Origin of the sequence: Phenylobacterium sp. (assembly GCF_035276905.1) — a bacterium.
In the GTDB taxonomy this organism is placed as follows: domain Bacteria; phylum Pseudomonadota; class Alphaproteobacteria; order Caulobacterales; family Caulobacteraceae; genus Phenylobacterium.
Window position 1 is genome coordinate 1 of the sequence record NZ_DATELG010000373.1, and the last position, 21,055, is coordinate 21,055.

The 21,055-nt window shown below is 69.7% G+C and carries 21 protein-coding genes; 13 read left to right on the plus strand and 8 right to left on the minus strand.

What is annotated here, in order from left to right:
- The 7 genes from VJS38_RS17775 to VJS38_RS17805 form a co-directional block, all read left to right on the plus strand.
- Nucleotides 1-297, plus strand: a 297-nt coding sequence (locus tag VJS38_RS17775; protein ID WP_324089485.1) for a type III pantothenate kinase, incomplete at its 5' end; no start/stop codon positions are given.
- A gap of 6 nt (nt 298-303) precedes the next feature.
- The gene (locus VJS38_RS17780) at nt 304-1,980 is read left to right on the plus strand and encodes a ribonuclease J (RefSeq protein ID WP_324089486.1); all 1,677 of its coding nucleotides are present in this window, start codon (nt 304-306) and stop codon (nt 1,978-1,980) included.
- Between the two features lie 48 nt (nt 1,981-2,028).
- Nucleotides 2,029-2,451, plus strand: a complete 423-nt coding sequence (gene mce / locus VJS38_RS17785) for a methylmalonyl-CoA epimerase (RefSeq protein ID WP_324089487.1) — start codon at nt 2,029-2,031, stop codon at nt 2,449-2,451.
- A complete protein-coding gene (locus VJS38_RS17790) occupies nt 2,451-2,708 on the plus strand; it encodes a DUF1467 family protein (RefSeq protein ID WP_324089488.1) in 258 nt (85 codons plus the stop codon). Before mce ends, VJS38_RS17790 begins: the two co-directional genes overlap by 1 nt.
- Nucleotides 2,709-2,803: 95 nt before the next feature.
- Nucleotides 2,804-4,123: a proline--tRNA ligase gene (gene proS, locus VJS38_RS17795; protein WP_324089489.1), complete on the plus strand. Its 1,320-nt coding sequence runs from the start codon at nt 2,804-2,806 to the stop codon at nt 4,121-4,123.
- 83 nt (nt 4,124-4,206) lie between these two features.
- Entirely contained in the window at nt 4,207-5,442 is a 1,236-nt protein-coding gene (locus tag VJS38_RS17800; protein WP_324089505.1) for a lipoprotein-releasing ABC transporter permease subunit, read from the plus strand.
- Nucleotides 5,435-6,124, plus strand: a complete 690-nt coding sequence (locus VJS38_RS17805; protein WP_324089490.1) for an ABC transporter ATP-binding protein — start codon at nt 5,435-5,437, stop codon at nt 6,122-6,124. Before VJS38_RS17800 ends, VJS38_RS17805 begins: the two co-directional genes overlap by 8 nt.
- Here the strand turns inward: VJS38_RS17805 and VJS38_RS17810 are convergent.
- Complete coding sequence (locus VJS38_RS17810; RefSeq protein WP_324089491.1) at nt 6,121-7,092, minus strand: lysylphosphatidylglycerol synthase domain-containing protein; 972 nt, start codon at nt 7,090-7,092, stop codon at nt 6,121-6,123. The two genes, VJS38_RS17805 and VJS38_RS17810, sit on opposite strands and share 4 nt — an antisense overlap.
- Before the next feature lie 367 nt (nt 7,093-7,459).
- Between VJS38_RS17810 and VJS38_RS17815 the strand changes: the two genes are divergently transcribed.
- A complete protein-coding gene (locus VJS38_RS17815) occupies nt 7,460-8,725 on the plus strand; it encodes a hypothetical protein (RefSeq protein WP_324089492.1) in 1,266 nt (421 codons plus the stop codon).
- A gap of 66 nt (nt 8,726-8,791) precedes the next feature.
- Nucleotides 8,792-9,403, plus strand: coding sequence for a BON domain-containing protein (locus VJS38_RS17820; protein WP_324089493.1), 612 nt, complete (start codon nt 8,792-8,794; stop codon nt 9,401-9,403).
- Here VJS38_RS17820 and VJS38_RS17825 read toward each other — a convergent pair.
- Nucleotides 9,372-9,830 carry a hypothetical protein gene (locus VJS38_RS17825; RefSeq protein ID WP_324089494.1) on the minus strand — a complete coding sequence of 153 codons (459 nt, stop codon included), beginning with the start codon at nt 9,828-9,830 and terminating at the stop codon, nt 9,372-9,374. The genes VJS38_RS17820 and VJS38_RS17825 overlap by 32 nt on opposite strands.
- 57 nt (nt 9,831-9,887) lie before the next feature.
- Between VJS38_RS17825 and VJS38_RS17830 the strand changes: the two genes are divergently transcribed.
- Nucleotides 9,888-10,202: a polyhydroxyalkanoic acid system family protein gene (locus VJS38_RS17830; RefSeq protein WP_324089495.1), complete on the plus strand. Its 315-nt coding sequence runs from the start codon at nt 9,888-9,890 to the stop codon at nt 10,200-10,202.
- Nucleotides 10,203-10,350: 148 nt separating this feature from the next.
- Nucleotides 10,351-10,614 carry a hypothetical protein gene (locus tag VJS38_RS17835; protein WP_324089496.1) on the plus strand — a complete coding sequence of 88 codons (264 nt, stop codon included), beginning with the start codon at nt 10,351-10,353 and terminating at the stop codon, nt 10,612-10,614.
- A 7-nt stretch (nt 10,615-10,621) separates the two neighbouring features.
- Here VJS38_RS17835 and rsmA read toward each other — a convergent pair whose 3' ends face one another.
- From rsmA to lptF, 6 genes are all read right to left on the minus strand, one after another.
- Nucleotides 10,622-11,455: a 16S rRNA (adenine(1518)-N(6)/adenine(1519)-N(6))-dimethyltransferase RsmA gene (gene rsmA, locus VJS38_RS17840; protein ID WP_324089497.1), complete on the minus strand. Its 834-nt coding sequence runs from the start codon at nt 11,453-11,455 to the stop codon at nt 10,622-10,624.
- Nucleotides 11,452-12,462: a 4-hydroxythreonine-4-phosphate dehydrogenase PdxA gene (gene pdxA, locus VJS38_RS17845; protein WP_324089498.1), complete on the minus strand. Its 1,011-nt coding sequence runs from the start codon at nt 12,460-12,462 to the stop codon at nt 11,452-11,454. The genes rsmA and pdxA overlap by 4 nt, the downstream gene beginning before the upstream one ends.
- Nucleotides 12,459-13,829 carry a peptidylprolyl isomerase gene (locus VJS38_RS17850; RefSeq protein WP_324089499.1) on the minus strand — a complete coding sequence of 457 codons (1,371 nt, stop codon included), beginning with the start codon at nt 13,827-13,829 and terminating at the stop codon, nt 12,459-12,461. Before VJS38_RS17850 ends, pdxA begins: the two co-directional genes overlap by 4 nt.
- A 53-nt stretch (nt 13,830-13,882) precedes the next feature.
- Nucleotides 13,883-16,297, minus strand: a complete 2,415-nt coding sequence (locus tag VJS38_RS17855) for an LPS-assembly protein LptD (RefSeq protein ID WP_324089500.1) — start codon at nt 16,295-16,297, stop codon at nt 13,883-13,885.
- Nucleotides 16,298-16,374: 77 nt separating this feature from the next.
- Nucleotides 16,375-17,478 carry an LptF/LptG family permease gene (locus tag VJS38_RS17860; protein ID WP_324089501.1) on the minus strand — a complete coding sequence of 368 codons (1,104 nt, stop codon included), beginning with the start codon at nt 17,476-17,478 and terminating at the stop codon, nt 16,375-16,377.
- Nucleotides 17,475-18,614 (minus strand): LPS export ABC transporter permease LptF, encoded by a 1,140-nt coding sequence (lptF, locus tag VJS38_RS17865; protein WP_324089502.1) that lies wholly within the window; start codon nt 18,612-18,614, stop codon nt 17,475-17,477. Before lptF ends, VJS38_RS17860 begins: the two co-directional genes overlap by 4 nt.
- Before the next feature lie 252 nt (nt 18,615-18,866).
- On the opposite strand from lptF, the gene VJS38_RS17870 reads away from it, so the two are divergent.
- Complete coding sequence (locus VJS38_RS17870; RefSeq protein ID WP_324089503.1) at nt 18,867-20,318, plus strand: leucyl aminopeptidase; 1,452 nt, start codon at nt 18,867-18,869, stop codon at nt 20,316-20,318.
- The gene (locus VJS38_RS17875; protein ID WP_324089504.1) at nt 20,318-21,022 is read left to right on the plus strand and encodes a hypothetical protein; all 705 of its coding nucleotides are present in this window, start codon (nt 20,318-20,320) and stop codon (nt 21,020-21,022) included. Before VJS38_RS17870 ends, VJS38_RS17875 begins: the two co-directional genes overlap by 1 nt.
- The last annotated feature ends 33 nt before the right edge of the window (nt 21,023-21,055 follow it).

A 21,055-nucleotide genomic window follows, 5' to 3' on the forward strand; every position in this document is an offset into this window, starting at 1 on the left:
GCGTTGCACAACGCGGCGGCCAAACTTCCCAGGGTCGCGATCCAGAAGCCGCAGCGGGTGGTGGGCACAGACACCGTGGGGGCCATGCAGTCAGGCGTTTTCTGGGGCTACATCGGCCTGATCGAGGGGCTGATCGCGCGCATCAAGGCCGAGCGCGACCTGCCGCTCACGGTCGTCGCCACCGGCGGCGTCGCCTCGCTGTTCCACGGCGCGACCATGGCCATCGACCATTTCGATTCCGACCTCACCATCCGCGGCATGCTGGAGATCTGGCGCCGCAATTCGAAAGCCGCGTAAGGGCACATGGCGTCCAAGTCCGACGAGCTCGTCTTCCTGCCGCTGGGCGGGTCCAACGAGATCGGCATGAATTTCAACCTCTACGGCTACGGTCCGCCGCACGACCGGCGCTGGATCGTCGTCGACCTCGGCGTGACCTTCGGGGACCAGACGACGCCGGGGGTCGAGGTGATTCTGCCGGATCCCGCCTATATCGAGGAATACGCCGACCGGATCCTCGGCATCGTGCTGACCCACGCCCACGAGGACCACCTGGGCGCGGTGGCCTGGCTGTGGCCGAGGCTGAAGGCGCCCGTCTACGCCACCCCCTTCACCGCCTTCCTGCTGCGCGAGAAGCTGCGCGAGGCGGACCTCCTCGACGAGGTCGAGATCCATGAGGTGGCGCTCGGCGGGCAGGTCGATCTCGGCCCGTTCCATATCGAGCTGATCACGCTCACCCATTCGATTCCCGAGCCGAACGGACTGGCGATCAAGACGCCGCTGGGGACGGTGCTGCACACCGGCGACTGGAAGATCGATCCCGAGCCGCTGCTCGGCCAGGTGACCGACCAGGACGCCATCCGCCGGCTGGGCGACGAGGGCGTGCTGGCCATGGTCTGCGATTCCACCAACGTCTTCGTCGAGGGCGTGGCCGGCTCGGAGGCGTCGGTGCGCGACGCGCTGACGCCGCTGATCGGCACGATGAAGGGCAAGGTCGCCGTCGCCTGCTTCGCCTCCAACGTCGCGCGGATGGACAGCGCCGCTCGCGCCGCCGAGGCCAATGGCCGCCGCGTGTGCCTGGTCGGCCGCTCGATGCACCGCATGGCGGCCGCGGCCAAGTCGGTGGGGCTGCTGCAGGGGCTGCAGCCGTTCATCACCGAACAGGAGGCCAACGGCTTCCCGGCCAAGGGCGTGCTCTACCTCTGCACCGGCAGCCAGGGCGAGCCGCGCGCGGCGCTGGCCCGCATCGCCGAGGGGGCGCATCCGCACGTCAGCCTGGGCGCGGGCGATTCCTGCGTCTTCTCCTCGCGGGTGATCCCGGGCAACGAGATCCCGATCCGCAACCTGCAGAACAACCTCGCCGACCGCGGCGTGCGGCTCTACACCGAGCGCGACCATCCGGGGATTCACGTCTCCGGCCACCCCTGCCGCGACGAGCTGGCGGAGATGTACCGCTGGGCGCGGCCGCAGATCGCCGTGCCGACCCACGGCGAGCGCCGCCACCTCTTGGAGCACGTCGCCTTCGCCCGCGACCTGCAGGTGCCGCAGCAGGTGGCGCCGCGCAACGGCGACATGGTCCGCCTGGCCCCGGGCCGGGCCGAGATCGTCGACGAGGTTCCGGCCGGCCGCCTCTTCGTCGACGCCGGCGTCCTCACGCCGGAGAACGGCGAGGCCCTGCGCGAGCGCCGGCATGCGGCGCACAACGGCATGGTGGCGGTCTCCGTGGTGCTGGACGGGCGCAACCGCATCGTCGCCGGACCGTCGATCAAGGCGCTGGGGCTGCCGACCGACGACGACTATCCGCTGGACGAGGTGCTCGACGACCTGTCCGAGGCCGCGGCCGAAGCGCTGAAGCGGCTAGGCGGCGAGGACCGCGAGTACGACGACACCGTCGAGACGGCGCTATCGCGGGCGGTGAAGAAGGCCAGCCAGCGGATCTGGGGACGGCGGCCGGTCGTGGAGACGACGGTGTTGCGGGTGTGAGGCTTTCCGCCTCTCGCCCTGCGGATCGCAAAGCGCTATGACCGCCGCATGATCGGCAAGCTCAATCACGTCGGCGTCGCCACGCCCTCGCTGGAAGACTCCATCGCGCTCTACCGCGACATGCTGGGCGCGACCTCCATCACCGAGCCTTTCGTCATGGAGGAGCAGGGGGTGAAGGTCTGCTTCGTCAACCTGCCGAACAGCCAGATCGAGCTGCTCGAGCCGTGGGGCGAGAAGTCGCCCGTGCGCGCCTTCCTGGAGAAGAACCCCAAGGGCGGCCAGCACCACGTCTGCTTCGAGGTCGAGGACATCATCGTCGCCCGCGACGACATGGTGGCCAAGGGGGCGACGGTGCTGAACGACGGCAAGCCGCGCATCGGCGCGCACGGCGTGCCGGTGATCTTCGTCCATCCGAAGAACATGGGCGGGGTGCTGGTCGAGCTGATGGAAACGCCGAAGGGCGCGCACTGATGGGCGTGGCCACGAACATCGCTCTCTATCTGACGATCTGGTGGACAGTGCTGTTCGCCATCCTGCCGATCGGGGTGACGAGCTATTCCGAGGCGGGCATCGATCCGGGGATCGGCGATCCCAGCGCGCCGGTGCAGCCCAAGCTGAAGCGCAAGTTCATCACCACCACCTGGGTGTCGGCCCTGGTGCATCTATCCATCCTGGCCACGCTGCATTTCCACCTGATCGACCTGGCGCGCATTCCCTGGCGCACCTAAAGCTTTCGTCACGCGTTCGGTCTGTGCGTTGCCAAGGTCGGGGCCGGGGGGCTATCTGACCGGCTTTCGCCGCTGATCCAGGGACGCCCGCACACATGCGCCTTTCGCGTTACTTCATGCCGACGCTGCGCGAGGCGCCGTCCGACGCCCAGATCGTCTCGCACCAGCTGATGCTCCGCGCCGGGATGATCCGGCAGGAGGCGGCCGGCATCTATGCCTGGCTGCCGCTCGGCCTGAAGGTGCTCAAGAAGATCGAGCAGATCGTCCGCGAGGAGATGGACCGCGCCGGCGCCGTCGAGGTGCTGATGCCGACGCTGCAGCTCGCCGACCTGTGGCGCGAGAGCGGACGCTACGACGACTACGGCGAGGAGATGCTGCGCATCAAGGATCGCCACGAGCGGGACCTCTTGTACGGCCCGACGGCCGAAGAGGTCATCACCGACATCTTCCGATCCTATGTGAAGTCGTACCGCGACCTGCCGAAGAACCTCTACAACATCCAGTGGAAGTTCCGCGACGAGCGCCGTCCGCGCTTCGGGGTCATGCGCGGCCGCGAGTTCCTGATGAAGGACGCCTATTCGTTCGACCTCGACGAGGCGGCGGCAAGGCGCGCCTACAACCGGATGTTCCTGGCCTATCTCAACGTCTATGCGCGGCTGGGCCTGAAGGCGATCCCGGTGCGGGCCGACACCGGCCCGATCGGGGGCGATCTCTCCCACGAGTTCATCATTCTGGCCGAGACCGGCGAGAGCGAGGTCTTCGCCCACCGCGACCTGGTGGAGATGGGCGCCCCGGGGCCCGACATCGACTGGGACGGCGACCTGCAGCCTCTGGTCGAGCAGCGCACGCGGCTCTATGCGGCCAGCGACGAGATGCACGACCAAGCCCGCTTCGAGGCCGAGGCACCCGAGGACAAGCGGATGTCGGCGCGCGGCATCGAGGTCGGCCACATCTTCTACTTCGGCGAGAAATACTCCAAGCCGATGAAGGCCGTGGTGGCCGGCCCCGACGGCGTCGAGCGTCCGGTGCAGATGGGCTCCTACGGCGTCGGCGTCTCGCGCCTGGTCGCCGCCATCATCGAGGCCAGCCACGACGGCGCCGGCATCATCTGGCCCGACAGCGTGGCCCCGTTCGGGGCGGCGGTCGTCAACCTGCGCGTCGGCGATACCGCCGTCGATGCGGTCGCCGAGCAGGCCTACAAGGCGCTGCAGGCGGCCGGCAAGGAGCCGTTGCTCGACGATCGCGACGACCGGCCGGGCGCGAAGTTCGCCGCGCTCGACCTGGTCGGCGTCCCCTGGCAGTTGATCGTCGGCCCCAAGGGCGTCGCGGAGGGCGTGGTGGAGATCAAGCGCCGCGCCACCGGCGAGCGCCAGACCCTGCCGCTGGACGCGGCCCTGAAGGTGATCTGCGCGTGAACCAGGCCGCAGCGGTTCGCCCGTCGGCTCCTATTGGGGCGACGACGGGCGGCCGCGCGCCGCCGTTCGGCGCGTGGGAGCGGATGCTCGCCGGCCGCTACCTGCGCGCCAAGCGCAGCCAGGGCGGGGTGGCGCTGATCTCGATCATCTCCTTCATCGGCATCATGCTGGCGGTGGCGGTGCTGATCATCGTCATGTCGGTGATGAACGGCTTTCGCGCCGAGCTGCTGGGGCGGATCCTCGGCTTCAACGGCCACCTGTTCGTCACCGGGCCGGTGCTCGACCGGCCGGACCGCGATGCGGTCGTGGGCAAGATCGTCAAGGTGCCCGGTGTGCGCCAGGCCGCCCCGATCATCGAGGCCCAGGCGATCGCCATGGGCCCGGGACAGATTTCCGGCGCCATCGTCCGCGGAATTCGTCCGCAGGACCTGGCGGCGACCAAGCTCGTGGCCTCCAACATAACCCGGGGATCGCTGCGCAGCTTCGGTCTGGGAGAGTACGGCGGCGACCTGGTGGTGGTGGGCCAGCGGCTGGCGGATTCGCTCGGCGTGCGGCCGGGCGATCCCCTGACACTGATCTCGCCGGCTGGCGGCGCCACCGCCTTCGGCGGCACGCCGCTGCAGAAGACCTATACGGTGGCGGCGACCTTCACCGTCGGCATGAGCCAGTACGATCAGGCCTACATCTACATGCCTCTGGCCCAGGCCCAGCTGTTCTTTGGCCGCGATTCCGGGGTCGACGCGATCGAGATCAAGGTCGACGATCCAGACAAGGCCGGCCTGATGAAGCCGGCCGTCGCCCAGGCGGCAGGCCCCGGCGCCTTGGTCAGCGACTGGACCCAGCGCGATTCGTCCTTCTGGGGGGCGCTGAAGGTCGAGCGCAACGTCATGCGCCTGATCCTCATGCTGCTGGTGGCGATCGCGGCGATGAACATCATCTCCGGCCTGGTGATGCTGGTGAAGAACAAGGGCCGGGACATCGCCATCCTGCGCACCATGGGGGCGAGCTCCGGCTCGATCATGCGGATCTTCTTCATGTCGGGCGCCATGGTGGGCGTGCTGGGGACGGCGGCCGGCCTGCTGGTGGGCGTGCTGGTCTCGCTCTACATCAGCCCCATCCAGTCCTTCGTGGAGTGGGCGACCGGCCAGAACGTCTTTTCCTCCGACGTCTATTTCCTGTCGCGGCTGCCGGCGAAGGTGGACTGGGCGGAGGTCGGCCTGATCACCTTCTGGGCGCTGGCCATGTCCTTCATCGCCACCCTGCCGCCGGCCTGGCGGGCATCCCGCCTCGATCCGGTGGAGGCGCTCCGCTATGAGTGAGCCGGTGCTCTCCATCCGCGGCCTGGAGCGGTCCTATGTGACGGGCGCGGGGCCGTTGACCGTGCTGCGCGGGATCGACCTCGACGTCGGGCCGGGGGAGGTCGTGGGCCTGATCGGCCCCTCGGGTTCGGGCAAGTCGTCGTTGCTGCACGCCGCAGGACTTCTGGAGCATCCCGACGCCGGGCGGATCAGCGTGCTGGGCCGCGACTGCTCGGACCTCGGTGAGCGCGCGCGCACGCGAGTGCGGCTGGCCAGCATCGGCTTCGTCTATCAGTTCCACCACCTGCTGCCGGAGTTCAGCGCCCTCGACAACGTGGCCTTGCCGCAGATGATCGCCGGCCGGTCGCGGCGGGCGGCGCGCAAGCGGGCCGAGGCGCTGCTGGGCGAACTGGGCCTGGCGGCGCGCACCCAGCATCAGCCGGCGCAGATGTCCGGCGGCGAGCAGCAGCGGGTGGCGATCGCGCGCGCGCTCGCCAACGCGCCGCGGCTCTTGCTGGCGGACGAGCCCACCGGCAACCTGGACCCCGCGACCTCGGGGACGGTGTTCGATGCGCTCTACGAGCTGGTGCGGGGACAGGGCGTCGCCGCCCTGATCGCCACCCACAATCTCGAGCTGGCGCGCCACATGGATCGGGTGTTCGCCCTGAAGGACGGCCGGCTCGAGGAGCAGCCTAAAGCTTAGCGCCCCCGGTGGTAGAGGGTGTCGCCGGCCAGCGCCAGGCAGGCGATGATCAGCGGCAGCAGGTAGAAGGCCAGGCGGTAGCCGAGGAAGGCCGCCGCCAGCGGCGCGGGCTCGGCGTCCGGCAGGATGGTCGAGATCGAGCCCTCGAACACGCCGGCGCCGCCGGGGACCGAGGAGGCCAGGCCGACCACGGCGGCCACGGCGTAGGCGCCGACAAAGGTCAGGTAGTGGACCGTGTCGGGCGGCAGCAGCACCCAGATGATCGCCGCGGCCACGCCGTTGTCGACCACGCCGATGACGATCTGCGCGACGGCGTCGCCAGCGGAGGGCAGGGTGAGGCTGCGGCCGAAGGCAATCAGCGGTCTTCTGCGCACTGCGCACAGCAGCACATAGGCGGCGACGAGGACGAGGAGCCCCCAGCCGACGCCGCGGGCGACATGCAGCGGAATGGCGGTCGCCGAGATCTGCTGGGCGGGCGAGAGCGCCAGCCCCGCGCCGCCCAGGGCGGCGATGCCCACAGCGAACGACATGCCGCTGAAGAGGGTCGTGGCCGCGACCTGCGTCAGGTTCACCTGATAGCGGTCGTAGTACCTGGCTCGCAGCGCGCCGGAGACCAGCAGGTTGGCCCCGACCGCATGGGCGATGGCGTTGGCCAGGAACGAGACGGCCAATACCGGTCCCAACGGCACCCGCGCGCCCGACCAGCGCACGCCCAGCCACTCGACCACGCCCATCAGGAGGAAGCTGAACGCCGCGAGCGCCAGGGCCGCGAGGATGCGGCCGTGTCCCCAGTCCTCCATCGCCTGGGCGACGGCGGCGAGGCTGAGATGGTGGAACTCTCGCCACAGAACCCAGACGGCGGCGACCAGCAGGATCATGGGCGCCACGCGCAGCAGCCAGCGTCTCGCGACCGCGGCGAGCGCAATGCGCCCGTGCTCCGGAAGGGCTTGGGCGAGTTCGGCGGCCACGGGCTCTGGCGGCGGCTCCGCGGAGGGGGCTGGCGGGTCGTCGCGCTTGAGCAAAGGAGGGTGCCTCTGGGCGAATCGGAGCCTTGGGAGGGGTTTTACCCGGTTTCGCGTCGCTTGGTTCCCCGAACGTCATTTGACAGTTGCGCCAGTTTTTTTGCGGTGAAGCTGGATCGAAGCCTCAGCGTCTTCCGTTCCGAAGCTGAGGGCGTCAGTGCGCCGGCGTGTCGCCGGCGCCCCCGTTTAGAGTTGGGGATGTACAATGGCCGCACCGGCTTTTCCTAATCTTGCGATCTCGGTCACGGATAATGTTGCTCCGCAGACGGGAAACGTCGCTTACGGGACTTACACGAACGATCCGTCTTCAATAGTGCGTGTCAGCTTGAACGGCGTGGCCGCGGTTGGCGAAACACTTACCCTGAGCGAGATCGAATCGCCGGCCGCCCAGTCCCTGACGCTGACAGCCGCCCAGGTCGCCCAGGGCTATGTCGACATCACCGCTTCGGGCCTGGTCCAGGGTTGGAACCAGTTGCAGGCGAACCTGACGGCCGCGGACGGTTCGGTCGTCGGCTACACGAGCTACATCGCCATTGGGCTCGCGACGAGCGCACCCGCGGCGCCGACGATCACCCAGGTGGTGGACGATTCCGGCGGCGCCCCGGTGGCGCTGGCCGACGGCGGCCACACCCACGATACGACGCCGGTGTTCCACATCACCGAGGCCGGCCTGCCGCCGGCGCCCACCAGTTCGCCAGGCCATCCGCCCTACTTCGGGCCGGCGATTTTCGGCGGGCACGTCGAACTGCTGGAGAACGGCCAGGTCGTGGGCGACGCCACCCTCAGCTTCGCCGGCGACGTGACGTTGACCTCGGGCGCGCTGTCGCCTGGCGCCCACACCCTGGAGCTGGTCGCCGTCGACCGGGCGGGCAACCTCTCGGCGCCGTCGGCGCCCTTCCATATCACGATCGATTCCGGTGACGGCACGCCGCCGACTACGCCCACGACCGACGCAGGCCAGGTGCTGCAGGCGAGCGCCGCCGCGCCGATCGTCACCGGCGCGGCAGGAAGCGACACCATCACGGGGGCGGACGTCAGCGACGTGCTGCGGGGCGCCGGTGGAAACGATTCCATCGTCGGCGGCGCTCACGCCAACATCATCAACGGCAATCAGGGCGCCGACACCATCATCGGCCGCTCGACGATCGGCGATCTGCTGCTGGGCGGACAGGGGAACGACCTGATCGACGCCAGCCAGTCGAGCGGCCACAACATCGTCAACGGCAACCAGGGCGCCGACACGATCACCGGCGGGGGGCGGGAGAGCTTCCTGTTCGGCGGTCAGGGCGACGACGTGATCGTCGGCGGGGCCAGCGGCGACTTCATCTCAGGGGACCGCGGCTCCAACACCCTCACCGGCGGCGGCGGTTCCGACCTGTTCCACGCCGGCCCGGGCACGGACCGCGTCACCGATTTCAACCTGACCGAAGGCGACCGGGTGATCATCGATCCCGGCGTCCATTTCACCGCCGCCCAGGTCGGGCAGGACACCGTGATCAGCCTGGCGAACGGCGGGCAGATGACGCTGGCCGGCGTCCAGTACGCGAGCCTGACGGGCGGCTGGATCGTCCAGCTCTGAAGCTTCTGCGGAACCGAAGATCGAGGGGCAGGTTTTCTCGCCCTGATAGATCAGAGGAGACAGAAGATGCCTCGGGACTGGATGCGTGAGGAGCGCGACCTGCGCCGTGAGCGCCGGGACGATCCACCTACGCGGGACGACTTCGGCCAGGCCGATTTCTCGAGCGACTACGGCTATGACTCCGACCGGCGCGAGGGCTATCGCACGGCGGAGGAAATCGCCCGGCGGCGCGAGGACTACGGCCAGGCCGACTATTCGACCGACTACGCCTACGATCCGGACCGCGGCGAGGCCCATCGTCGGTTCTCCGACGAGCGGGCTGACAGCCGCGGGCCGGGAATCTACCGGGCCGAGCGCGACCCAGGGCTCGGCGAACGCGGCCGGTCCTGGCTGGGCCCTTTCTTCGCCGGCCGCGACGAGGGCGAGAGCGTGCGCCGGCGCCGCGGTCCTTCGGACCGGGTGCTGTGGGCGGTGATCGTCGAGCGGCTGGAGGACGTGCGCGGCCTGGACCTGCGCGACGTCGAGGTGCTAGTCGACAACGCCGAGGTGACCCTGAACGGCACGGTCCGCCGCAAGGAGGACAAGCGTCGTATCGAGGACATCGCCGACCTGGACGGCGTGCGCCACGTGCAGAACAACCTGCGCGTCAGGGAGGGGGGGCTTCGTCGCTGGTTCTGATGGTCGGTGGGAAGCGTCGGCGGTAACGCTCGACGACAATGGGCGCGATCGCGGCGGCCAGGCCGCCGAGGTCGGCCACCCAGTTCATCACCAGCGGCTCGATCATGGCGCCGCCGAGCAGGTGGCTGGATTCCAGCGCGGTCGCGAAGATGACGAACCCGCTCGCCACCCGCCGCAGGCGCCCGCGCGGCATGGCCGCGAGAGCGGCCAACAGTGCGACATAGAAGGCGGCGAAATGCTCCAGGTAGTGCGAGCGCGCGAACCTCGGCACCATCGAGGAGGGCAGGTAGACGGCCACGATGATCGCCGTAACCGACGCCAGGAAGCCCAGCCGCGCCAGCACGGCGAGGGGACCGGTGTCGGGGTAGCGGCCCGGGCCGAACAGGCTGCGGTCCTCGTCCATCTCGCCCATGCGGCCCAGGTCCATCTCGCTGTCCGTCCGCCCTCCGGAACCCCCAAGCCCAGCCGGACGGTTCTACAACGCATGAGCAAGGCCATCACCCTGACCATCCCGCACGAGCTCGGCCGCGCAGAGGCGAAACGGCGAATCGACGAGGGTTTCGCCAGCTTCGCCCAGCACATGGGGGCGGCCGCCGGCGTCTTGTCGAAGGACTGGACGGGCGACGACCGCCTGACCTTCGCGCTCGCCGCCCTCGGGCAGCGGATCTCCGGCTCCATCGAGGTCGAGGACGCGGCGGTCAGGCTGGAGGTGCTGCTGCCGAACCTCCTCGCCATGGTGGCCGACAAGGTCCGGGGGCGGCTGAAGAAGGAAGGCCAGCTGATGCTCGAGAAAAAGTGAACGGCCAGCTCGCTTTCGGGGCTTTGTTCAGCTCTGCCCACGGAACATCCCCAGCCCTGCCGAAACCATCCACAGGCCCGTGCGTCACATGGTTGCAGCAACGCAAGACTCGGCCCCTAGCTAGCTAGGCAAGTCGGAGCGTGCAGCCATGGACCTCGACACCCTATCCCCACTCAACCGAGAACTGCTGATGCAGGCCTTGCCCGACGGGCGCCTAGTCAACGTTCTCTATAACCAGGGCGCCCGAATGGAGGGCGGCTTCGCCCGTGAGCGGCGCTGCTTCGCCCTGGGTGAGCGCGGCTGGCTCGATTTCGTGGGATGGGAAGGCAAGCCCGCCGGGGGCGCGGACTGCCTCAGCCGTTGGGCCCTGACGCACAAGGCGCAGGCCGCGCTGCTGGGCGCCGCCGCCTGATCCCCGGTCAGGCGCCGCGGCCGGCCAGTTGGTCGGCCAGGCGCAGGAAGCCGGCGAGGTCGACGGTCTCGGCCCGCGCCTGCGGATCGAGCCCGGCGGCGACGGCGAGGGCTTCGCCGCCCAGCGGCTTCAGGCTCGAGCGCAGCATCTTGCGTCGCTGGCCAAAGGCCGCGGCGGTCGCCTGCTCCAGGGCCCTGAGCCGTTCCGGCGCCAGCCGGTCTTCGCGAGGCGCGAGCCGCACCACGGCGGAATCCACCTTCGGCGGGGGCGTGAAGGCGCGAGCCGGGACATCCATCACCCGATGGGCTGACGCCGTCGCCTGGACCAGGACGGCCAATCGGCCATAGGCCTCGTCGCCAGGCGCGGCGGTGATGCGGTCGGCGACTTCCCGCTGGAACATCAGGGTGAGCGAGGCGGGCGTCCACGGACCGGTCAGCCACTTGATCAGCAGAGCGGTGCCGACGTTGTAGGGCAGGTTGGAGACGAGATGCGCCGGCGCGCCCTCGGCGATCGCGGCCTCGTTCACCTCCAAAGCGTCGCCGAACACCAGGTCGAGCGCGGGACAGGCGACGCCAAGCTCCTCCAACAGCGGCCGAAAGCGCTCGTCCTTCTCCACGGCGGTGACCCGCGCGCCGGTCTCGAGCAGGGCCCGCGTCAGGCCTCCCGGGCCGGGACCAATCTCGATGACACGATCGCCGGCGGCGACCCCGGCCAGGCGGGCGATCTTGCGGGTGATATTGAGGTCCAACAGGAAATGCTGGCCGAACGCCTTCTTGGCCAGGAGACCGTGCGCGGCCAGGCTCTCGCGCAACGGCGGCAGGTCGGCGAGCGCCTCGCTCATGCGGCCTGGCGCCGGCGGGCGATCTCGTCCGCCAGCCGGATGGCCGACACCAGGCTGTCGGCCCGGGCGACGCCCCGACCGGCGATGTCGAAGGCGACGCCGTGGTCGGGCGAGGTGCGCACGATCGGCAGGCCGAGGGTGACGTTCACCCCGCTCCAGAAGTCGAGCATCTTCACCGGGATCAGCGCCTGGTCGTGATAGAGGCAGACCGCGGCGTCGTAGCGGGCGCGCATCTCCTCGGGAAACAGGCTGTCGGCCGGATAGGGCCCGGTGGCGTCGACGCCCAGGTCGCGCAGCGCGCGCACGGCCGGCTCGACGATCTCGATCTCCTCTCGGCCCAGGGCTCCGGCCTCGCCTGCATGCGGGTTCAGCCCAGCGACGGCGATCCTGGGCTCGGCGACGCCGAAGTCGCGCCGTAGCGCCTGGGCCGTGACGAGGCCGGCGTTGACGATCGCCTGGACGCTGATCAGGCCGGGTATGCGGGCGAGGGCGGCGTGCACCGTCACCAGGGTCACCCGCAGGTCGCGGGCGGTCAGCATCATGATCGGCCCGCGGGCGCCGTCGTAGCGGGCGGCCGCCGTGAGGTCGCCAAGGAACTCGGTGTGGCCGGGAAACTTGAAGCCCGCGGCGTAGAGCGGCGCCTTGGCGATCGGCGCGGTCACGATGCCCGCCACATCGCCGCTCAAAGCCAGCCCGACGGCGGTTTCAATCCACTGCACCACCGAAGGCGCGGCCGCGGCCGAGGGCTGGCCGGCCGCGACCGGCGCCCTGAGCGGCAGGTCCAGCACCGGCAGCGCCTCGGCGAACAGCCGCGGCGCCTCCTGCGCAGAGGTGATGCGGCGCAGGATCGAGGCGCCCGCCGAGGAGGCGGAAGCCAGGACCTGGAAGTCGCCCACCGCCAGAAACGCCCGATCCTCGCCGCGCAGCGCGTGCCACGCCTTGACGACGATCTCGGGCCCGACGCCGGCCGGATCGCCCAGGGTCAGCGCGAGCGGCCGGGACTTCACCGCGTCTCGATGGTGGCCGAATTGCGCAGGTCGCGCATGTAGCGGCGCGCGACCATCGCCAGCTGCTGGCCGTACAGCCGGTTCTCGATCTGGTCGTGGCTGAGCTGGGCGCCGCCTGAAGCGCGCTTGCCGCAGACGGCGACGAGGTGCAGCCCGACCTTGGTGCGGATCGGCTCGGAGATCTGGCCGGCCTCGAGGGTCTGGGCCGCCTGGCGGAATTCCGGCGCGAGGTCGGCGATCTCGGCCTCGCCCAGGTCGCCGGCGACCACGCCCTGCGCCTTCGCCGCGGCGGCCGAAAGGCCGTCGCAGCCCTTGGCGGCGGCGCGGACGCCCATCAGCTTGGCGCGGGCGGCCTCGACATCGGCCGCGGAGGCCGACTCCGGCAGCGAGATCGCCGCCTGCTTCAGGTCGACGACAGTGGCCCCGGCGCCGGCGCGCTTGTTGCGCAGGTAGATGATGTAGACGCCGTCCTTGGTCTGGATCGGCGCGGAGAGCTGCCCAGGGCGCAGCTGCTCCATGGCGGCGTCGACCTCGGGCGGCATTTCGCCGGGGCTGATCCAGCCCGCGTCGCCGCCGGAGGCCGCGGTCGGGGCGGCGGAGAACTGCCGGGCGACGGCGGCGAAGGGCGCGCCCTGCTGCATCTGGCCGATCAGCTGCTGGGCGCCCTTCATGGCCGCATCGACGCCGCCGGCGCGGTTGGTGTCGATCAGCACCTCGCTGACCTCGTACTGCGGCTTGGAGGCGACCGCGGCCAGGCGCGCCTCCGTGGCCTTGATCTGGTCCTCGCCGATCCGCAGGCGGCTGCCGTAGCGGCCCTGGATCCAGCGCTGCCAGCTCATCTGGGCGCGGACCTGCTGGTAGAGGGTCTCCTGCCCGATGCCCTGTTGCTTCAGGACGCTCAGGAACTGGTCGACCGTCATGTTGTTTTCGCGCGCCATGCCGGAGATCTCGTCGCGCACCTCGTCGTCGGTGGCGATGATGCTCATCTTCTGCTGCTTCTCGACCCGTTTCAGTTCGTGCAACTGCAGGTGCTCGTCGATCAGCGAGACCAGCGCCTGACGCTGGAATTGCGGCAGGTTCTCCTGGCTGGGCTGGATGCCGGAGGTGGCGATCAGGAGGCGCATGCGCTGCGCCAAGTCGTAGGTCGAGATGATCTCGTCGTTGACGATGGCGGCGACCGACTCCGAGAGCGGGCGCGGCGCGGTGGCGTCCTTCGAGGCCGGCGCGGTCGCCGGCGTCGCCGTCTCGGCGGGCGCGGCCTGGGCCGCAGCGGCTTGCACGCTGAAGGGCAGGGTCGTGGCCACCAGGAGCGCGGCCAAAGCCGCGCCGCGCGCCAACTGGCCCGGGACGTCACCGGCGTGCATCATGAACGGGAACATTCCTTCCAGCGGCCGCAACGACCGGCGCCCAAATTTCGACATCAGAGTTTCCCGCCCAATGTGGCGAGTGTTAGGCGGATCAGGATCTGGTCGTTGCGACCCAATTGTCGCAACTGATTGTTGTCCTGAACGAAAATGACGGTGTCCTGCTTGCGGTAGATGACGTCGATCCGCACGCAGTCGTCGCGGTAGAACACGCCGATGTCGCGAATGGCCCAGGCGTCCGCCACCATGTCCCGGCTGCCGTAGAGCGAGGCGCCCCAGTTCTTGCCGAAGTACAGGTCCCCGCCGATGTCGAGGTTTTCCTGTTTGGTGCCCGTCAGGCTGGCGCTGGTGGTGACGCCGGTGAGGCTGGTGATCTCGGCGTCGTTGTCGAGGTAGCGGACGAAGCCCGAGGCCCATTTGGTCTGGACGTTGGCGCCGGCCTCGATGCGATGGACCTTCAGCGTTTCCCCGTCCAGCCGGGCGCGGGTGTACATGGTCAGGTTCTTGACCGGCTGGGCGTCGGCGGCGACGATCCAGTCCGACGCCTGATCGCGCAGGCCGGAACCAGGCGCGAACACCAGGTTCTTCTCCGAACGGAAGCTGCGGCCGATCAGGAGGCTCGCCCGGCGGCCATCGTCCCAGAGGATCGAGGCCCGCCCGGCGACGTTCACGCGCGCCCCGTCCTCGTAGAGGTCGTAGCCGGGAAATTTATCGGTGCTGAAGAGGTTGGTCTCGTCGAACTCGAAGGTGGCGCTGTCCTCGTCCAGGTAGATCGGCGCGCCGGTCGCGTCATGGCCGATGACGATCTGCTTGGCGTTCGGCGAGACTGCGAGCTGGACGAGGGGCTCGAGGACCACGGTGGCGTCCCGCCAGCGCCGGTAGAGCGGATAGGAGAGGTCCGCCCCGGCCGTCGCCAGGCCGCGTCCCTCGGTCCCCGAGTGGACGCCGATCCCGGTGGCGTTGGGGACGTCGCCCAGGCTGTAGAAGTCGCCGCGCACGCTGATGAACGGGTCGAGGCGCAGGCCGCTCGCCGAGGTGAAGGTCCGCCGCCAGTCGGCCTGGGCGGTCACGCGGCGGCTGTCCAGACCAGGCAGGACGGGATTGTCCGGCGACTGGTCGCGGGTCAGCGCCACGGCGCTGCCGGTGATGCGCAACCGGCCGCCGAGCACGGAGCTGTCCGGGGAATAGCGGTCCTCTATCAGCGGGGCGACGAGCGGGAAGGTGCCGCTGTCCTCGAAGGCGCCGGCCACTGTCGTGCTCGGCCGCAGGCCCTGGATGCTGATCGCCGCGGCCGAGAAATAGTTCCGCTCGGTCTGGCGGATGGCGTAGAGCGACGAGATCAGGCGCCGGTCGTCTGCGACGAAGGGCCCGCGGGTCTCGTAGACCTTGGGCACGTCATAGGCGTCGAACAGCAGCGGATCGGACACCCGCTCGGCGGTGAACCCCAGCAGCCAGCTGTCGTCGACGTGGAAGGCGCCGCGCGCGAGGACGTAGCTCTTGTTGGTGGCGTCCCCGAACTTGTGGCCGCTGCCGTCGACCTCGCGCTCGTGTGTATAGCCGAAGCGCACGTCCGCATCGCCCGAGTAGAAGCGCTTGTGCACCTCCGCGTTCAGGAACGGGTTCACCTTGGTGTTGATCTGCGGGTCGATGATGACGTCGGTCGAGGGTGACGCCGCCCACAGATAGGGTTGTTCGTAGGTGAAGCCCCGACGCTGTGAAGAGCCCAGGTTCGGCGTCAGGAAGCCCGACACCCGGTTCGCCGTCGGGTCGGCGTGCCAGAAGATCGGGAAGTAGAGCAGAGGCACGCCCAGCACGTGGACGCGGGCGTTGCGGTAGAAGATCAGCCGCCGCTTCTTGTCCTGCACCACCCGGTCGGCGGCGATCGACCAGGTCGGCCGCTTGTTCTGGCCCTTGGCCGTGCAGACGGCGCAGGGGGTGTAGATGGCCCGGTTGAGCTCCTGCATCACCTCGGAGCGGCGCACGGCGGTGGAGGAGGCGATCTTGCCGTTGTCGGCCAGGCGGGCGGAGAAGCCCCGCGCGATGCCCGCGCTCATCTTGTCGTCGAGCACGAGTTCGTCGGAGTACTCGATCGAGCCGTCGGAATTGATGATCTGAACATGGCCGAAGGCGCGGATGACGCCCTGCTGGCCCTCGGCGCCCTCGTCGTAGGTCACACGGTCGGCGCGCAGCGTGCGGCCCTGGTAGCGGATCTCGACATTGCCTTCCGCGGTCGTGTGCTTGGCCTTGTCGTCGCGGGTGAGGAGGTCGGCCTCCATGTAGAGCTCGTCGGGCGCGAGACCGTCCGGCTGCTGAGCTTGCTTCGCGGGCGGCTGCCCGGCGAGCGCCGGCTTCGGATGGGCCCGGGCGCCCATGGCGGCGTGCGCCGGCGACTGCGCCAGCACGGCGGCGAGGGCGACGCCGGCGAGCATGGCGAGCTTGGCTGCGGAAGGCGTGCGCCGACCCGGACTCATCTCAGCGTCTATCCCCTTCGGCGCTTGGGCCGCGTTATTGCGCCGGTTGCGGATGCATAGCCCCGCCGGCGAACGATTCAACCGTCTTCGGTGTAGCAGAGCAGAGTCAGTCCGGACAGGAGCGCCACCACAGGGGGCGCCCAGGCCGCGGCGTAGAGCGGAATGATGTCACCCTTGGCAAGGGCTCCGGAGAACTGGTTGAAAAAGAACACGACGAAGCCGAGGGCCACGCCGGCGCCCGCCAGGCCCGCCAGGCCCCCCAGGCGCGCCAGCCTGAGCGAGAAGGCCGCGGCCAGCACCGCCATGGCGGCGAACAGGATCGGCGTCGCCAGGAGCTGGTGGAAGCGCAGCTTGTAGCCGGCGGCTGAAAAACCCGCCTGTTCGGTCAGCCGGATCGCCGCCGGCAGCTTCCAGAAGGCGATGGCGTCGGGCGAGGCGAAGCGCTCCATCGCCGACTCCGCGTCGAGGGTCGAGCGAATCGACAGGCTGTCGGAGTGCACCGAGTTCTCGCCGGCGGTGGCCTCGCGCACGTCCTGCAACTGCCAGAACCCGGGCATCAGCCGGGCCTCGGCGGCCTCGAGGCGGCGCTTGAAGACCGGCCGACCCTGCTGGTCCTTCTGGTAGACGAAGAGGGAGACACCGCGCAGGCGCACGGCGCCCTGGACCATGTCGCGGCTCCTGGCGTGGATGACGATCTGGTTGGTCTCGTCCCCCTGGCGCAGCCACACCTCCTTGGGCGCGCCGGGCAGGTAGTTCTCCATCATCCGCGCGCGGTCGACCTCGAAGCGGGCGTTCAGCGCCGCGGCCAGCGGGTTGAGCGCGGTCACGGTCAGCACGCCGGCCAAGAAGGCGCAGGTCGCCGAGGGCATGATGAAGCGCCAGGCGGAGACCCCCGCCGCCCGCATCGCCACGAGCTCGCTTTTGCGGTTCAGGCCGACGTAGGCGGCGATCACCCCGAAGAGGAAGACGAACGGCAACAGGATCTGGATCACCGACGGCGCGCGCAGCATGGTCAGGCCGAACAGGTCCGCCGGCCCGACGTCGGCGCGCACGCCCACCTGGCGCGAAAGGTCGACGAACTGTACGAGGATGATGACCGCTGCGATCACCGCCAGCGCGGAGCCGACGCCGCCCAGGGTCCTGGCCAGCACATAGCGTTCGAGGCGGCCGGAAAGCCTCATGCCGCCGCGCCCGAGAGCGCGCCCGTGCGCCTGCGCCCGATGCGGCGGGACCTCCGGACGCCCTGGCTGAAGATGCTCCGCAGGGCGAAGGCCAGCGCGATCAGCGGCACGCCGTACTGCAGGACGTTCAGCCAGACATTGTCCTCGCATGCCGCCTGGACGACGAAACCGATGATCCGCGTCAGCGCCGCCAGCCCGGCCATCCCGGCGATGCGGCGGCCGTAGCCCAGGCGCGAGAAGCCGCCGCCGATGATGGCCGCCAGCGCCATGGCCATGAAGGTGATGTTGTAGAGCGGCGTCGACAGCCGCGCGTGGCCCTCGGCCAGCAGGCTCTTGCGGTTGTGCTGCTCCCAGGCCTGGGTGAGATCCGGGAAGAACAGCTCATGCGGATAGCGGTCGGAGGGCTTGTAGTGCACCAGCTCCGTGCCCTCGGCGAGTGCGGAGAGGTCATAGACGTACTCGTCGAAGGTGACGAAGTTGAGCACGCCGCGGTCCGAGAATTCCTGGGTCGAGCCGTCGCGCATGATCAGCACCGGGCGGCCGAAGCGCTTGGCCAGCCGGCCGGTGTCGGCGGTGTAGGTCGTGGCCTCGCCGTTCGGCTTCGCCTGGTGGATGAACAGGTTGTGCATGATGCCCCGCCCGTCCACGGTCTGGGTGTACACGGTGAGGCCAGGCGAGGGTTCGGTGAACTCACCTTCGCGGACGAGGGTCGCGGCCAGGTCGGTGCGGATCGCGAACAGCTCCTGGCGCAGCTCGCGGAAGGCCGCCGGCTGGACGAACAGGTTGAGCAGCAGGGCCACGAAGGCGATCGCGCAGGCCAGCCGCATGGCCGGCGAGATGACGCGCCACCGGCTCATGCCGCCGGCGAAACAGACGACGATCTCCTGTTCGGTGTGCAGCCGGTTGAACGCCACCAGCGCCGCCACGAAGGTGGCGATGGGCAACACCATGTTGATCAGTTGCGGCATGTAGAGGACGGTGACCTTCAGGAACACCATCGCGCTCTGCCGCTGGTTCACGATCAGGTCCAGCCCGGCCAGGCTCTGGCTCAAGAGGGCGACGCCGGTGAGGGCGGCGGTCGCCAGCAGCGTCGGGCCCAGCATCTGGCGCAGCAGGTAGCGGTCGATCAGGCGCATCGGAAAAGAATACGGCTTACCCGGAAATTTGCCGCGCCGCGGCCGCGGAGCTGTTCTAAACCATGCGTCGCGGCGGCGCACAACACCGCTGCAGCCCTTCCGCCTGCGCGCCGCATCAGCGCGGCGGGTCGCGAAGGCGCTGGCTGGGGACGACGGGGCGGCCTGGTGGCGTTGGATCGGGCGGCCCGAAGTCCCCGGCTGTGATCCCCGCGTTGCGGGCCTAAGGACGATGGGAGCTGAGAGAGTTTCGCAATGGAGATCGAGTTCATCGCGGCCGCAGCCGCCCTGCAGCCGAAGACCGCCGTGGCCCAGGTGGTCTTCGAGGGGGAGACGCCCAGCGGTCCTTTCGCCCAGGCGTTGGCGGCCAGCCGGTTCACGGGCGCCAAGGGACAGACGCTTGACCTGATCGCGCCGGCGGGAATCGATGCGGCGCGCGTGGTCCTGGTCGGGGCCGGCAAGCGCGACGGCTTCGACCTGCTCGGCGCCGAGCACGTCGCGGCCAACGCGTACGCCGCGCTGAAAAGCAGCGGCCTGGAGGCGCTTCGGCTCGAGCTTCCGACCGCTGACGCAGCGACGGCGGCCCACGCCGCGCTCGGTCTGCGCCTGGCGGCCTATCGTTTCGACAAGTACCGGACCAAGGAGCCGGCCGACAAAAAGCCCTCGATCGTGCGCGCGCAGATCGTCGCGACCGAGCCTGAGGCGGCGCTAGCCGCCTTTCCCCCGCTCGCCGCGCTCGCCGATGCGGTGAGCTTCACGCGTGACCTCGTCTCCGAGCCGGCCAACGTCCTCTATCCCGCCGAGTTCGCCCGCCGGGTGAAGGAGCTGGAGAGCCTGGGCCTCGAGGTCGAGGTGCTGGGCGAGCCCGAGATGGCCAAGCTCGGCATGGGCAGCCTGCTGGGCGTGGGCCAGGGCAGCGTGCGCGAGAGCCAGCTGGTGGTGATCCGCTGGAACGGCGCGACGGACAAGCAGGCCGCCCCCGTCGCCTTTGTCGGCAAGGGGGTCTGCTTCGACACCGGCGGCATCTCCATCAAGCCGGCCGAGGGCATGGAGGACATGAAGTGGGACATGGGCGGGGCGGGCGCCGTCGCCGGCCTGATGCACGTGCTGGCCGCCCGCAAGGCCAAGGCCAACGTCGTCGGCGTCCTGGGCCTCGTCGAGAACATGCCCGACGCCAACGCCCAGCGTCCCGGCGACGTCGTGACCTCGATGTCCGGCCAGACGATCGAGGTCATCAACACCGACGCCGAGGGCCGGCTCGTGCTGGCCGACGCCATCTGGTACACCCAGGACCGCTTCAAGCCGAAATTCATCGTCGATCTGGCCACCCTGACCGGGGCGATCATCACCGCGCTCGGCAACGACTACGCCGGGCTGTTTTCGAACAACGACGAGTTGGCGGCGAACCTGCTCGACGCCTCGGCCAAGGAGGGCGAGCCCCTGTGGCGGCTGCCGCTCCCTGAGCAGTACAACAAGCAGATCGACTCGATGATCGCCGACATGAAGAACACCGGCTCGCGCGCCGGCAGCTCGATCACTGCGGCCCTGTTCATCCAGAAGTTCGTCAACAACCTGCCCTGGGCGCACCTCGACATCGCTTCGACCGCCTGGAAGAAGCCGTCGACCGTGCCCACCATCCCGGAGGGCGCCACCGGCTTCGGCGTGCGCCTGCTGAACCGGCTGGTGGAGGAGAAGTACGAAGCCTGATGAGCGGAGCGAGGCTAATCCTGCTGCACAGCCCGCTGCTGGGCTCCTACAGCCTGAGGGCGACAGCGAGCGAGCTGGCGGCGCTGGGGCTGGCGGCCGAGGCGCCGGCGTGGCCGAAGCTGTCCAGCGTCGGCGAGGGCTACTATCCGGCGCTGGCCCGGGCGATGGCGGCGACGATCGACGGCGGCGGTCCGGTCGTTCTCGTTCCACACAGCGGAGCCGGCGCGCTGGTCCCGGCGGTGGCGGCGCACCTGCGCGCCCCGGTGGCGGGGGTGATCTTCCTGGACTCCGTGCTGCCGCATCCGGGCCGCAGCTGGCTCGACACCGCGCCGCCGGAGACCCGCGAGGCCCTGCGGGCGGGGGCCCAGATGGGGCAGCTGCCGCCGTGGGACGACTGGTGGCCCCCGGGCGCGCTGGAGAAGCTGGTGCCGGAGACGAGCGTTCGTCAGGCGCTGGTGGAGGAGTTGGAGCCCTTGCCCCTGGCCTATTTCGAGGAGGCCGCGCCCCCGGCGGAGCTGGCGGCGCCGGCGGCCTACCTGCAGCTCTCCAACGGCTACGCCGACGAGATGCGGGCGGCCGGCCGGATGGGATGGCCGAACATCAGCCTGCCGCTCAACCACCTGGGCCCGCTGTCGCACCCGAAGGCGGTGGCGATGGCGGTGCGCTCGCTGGCCGCGCGGTTCGGAGCCGAGCCCCATGGCTGAGGCTTGCGAGGTCTGGTTCTACCACCTGGAACG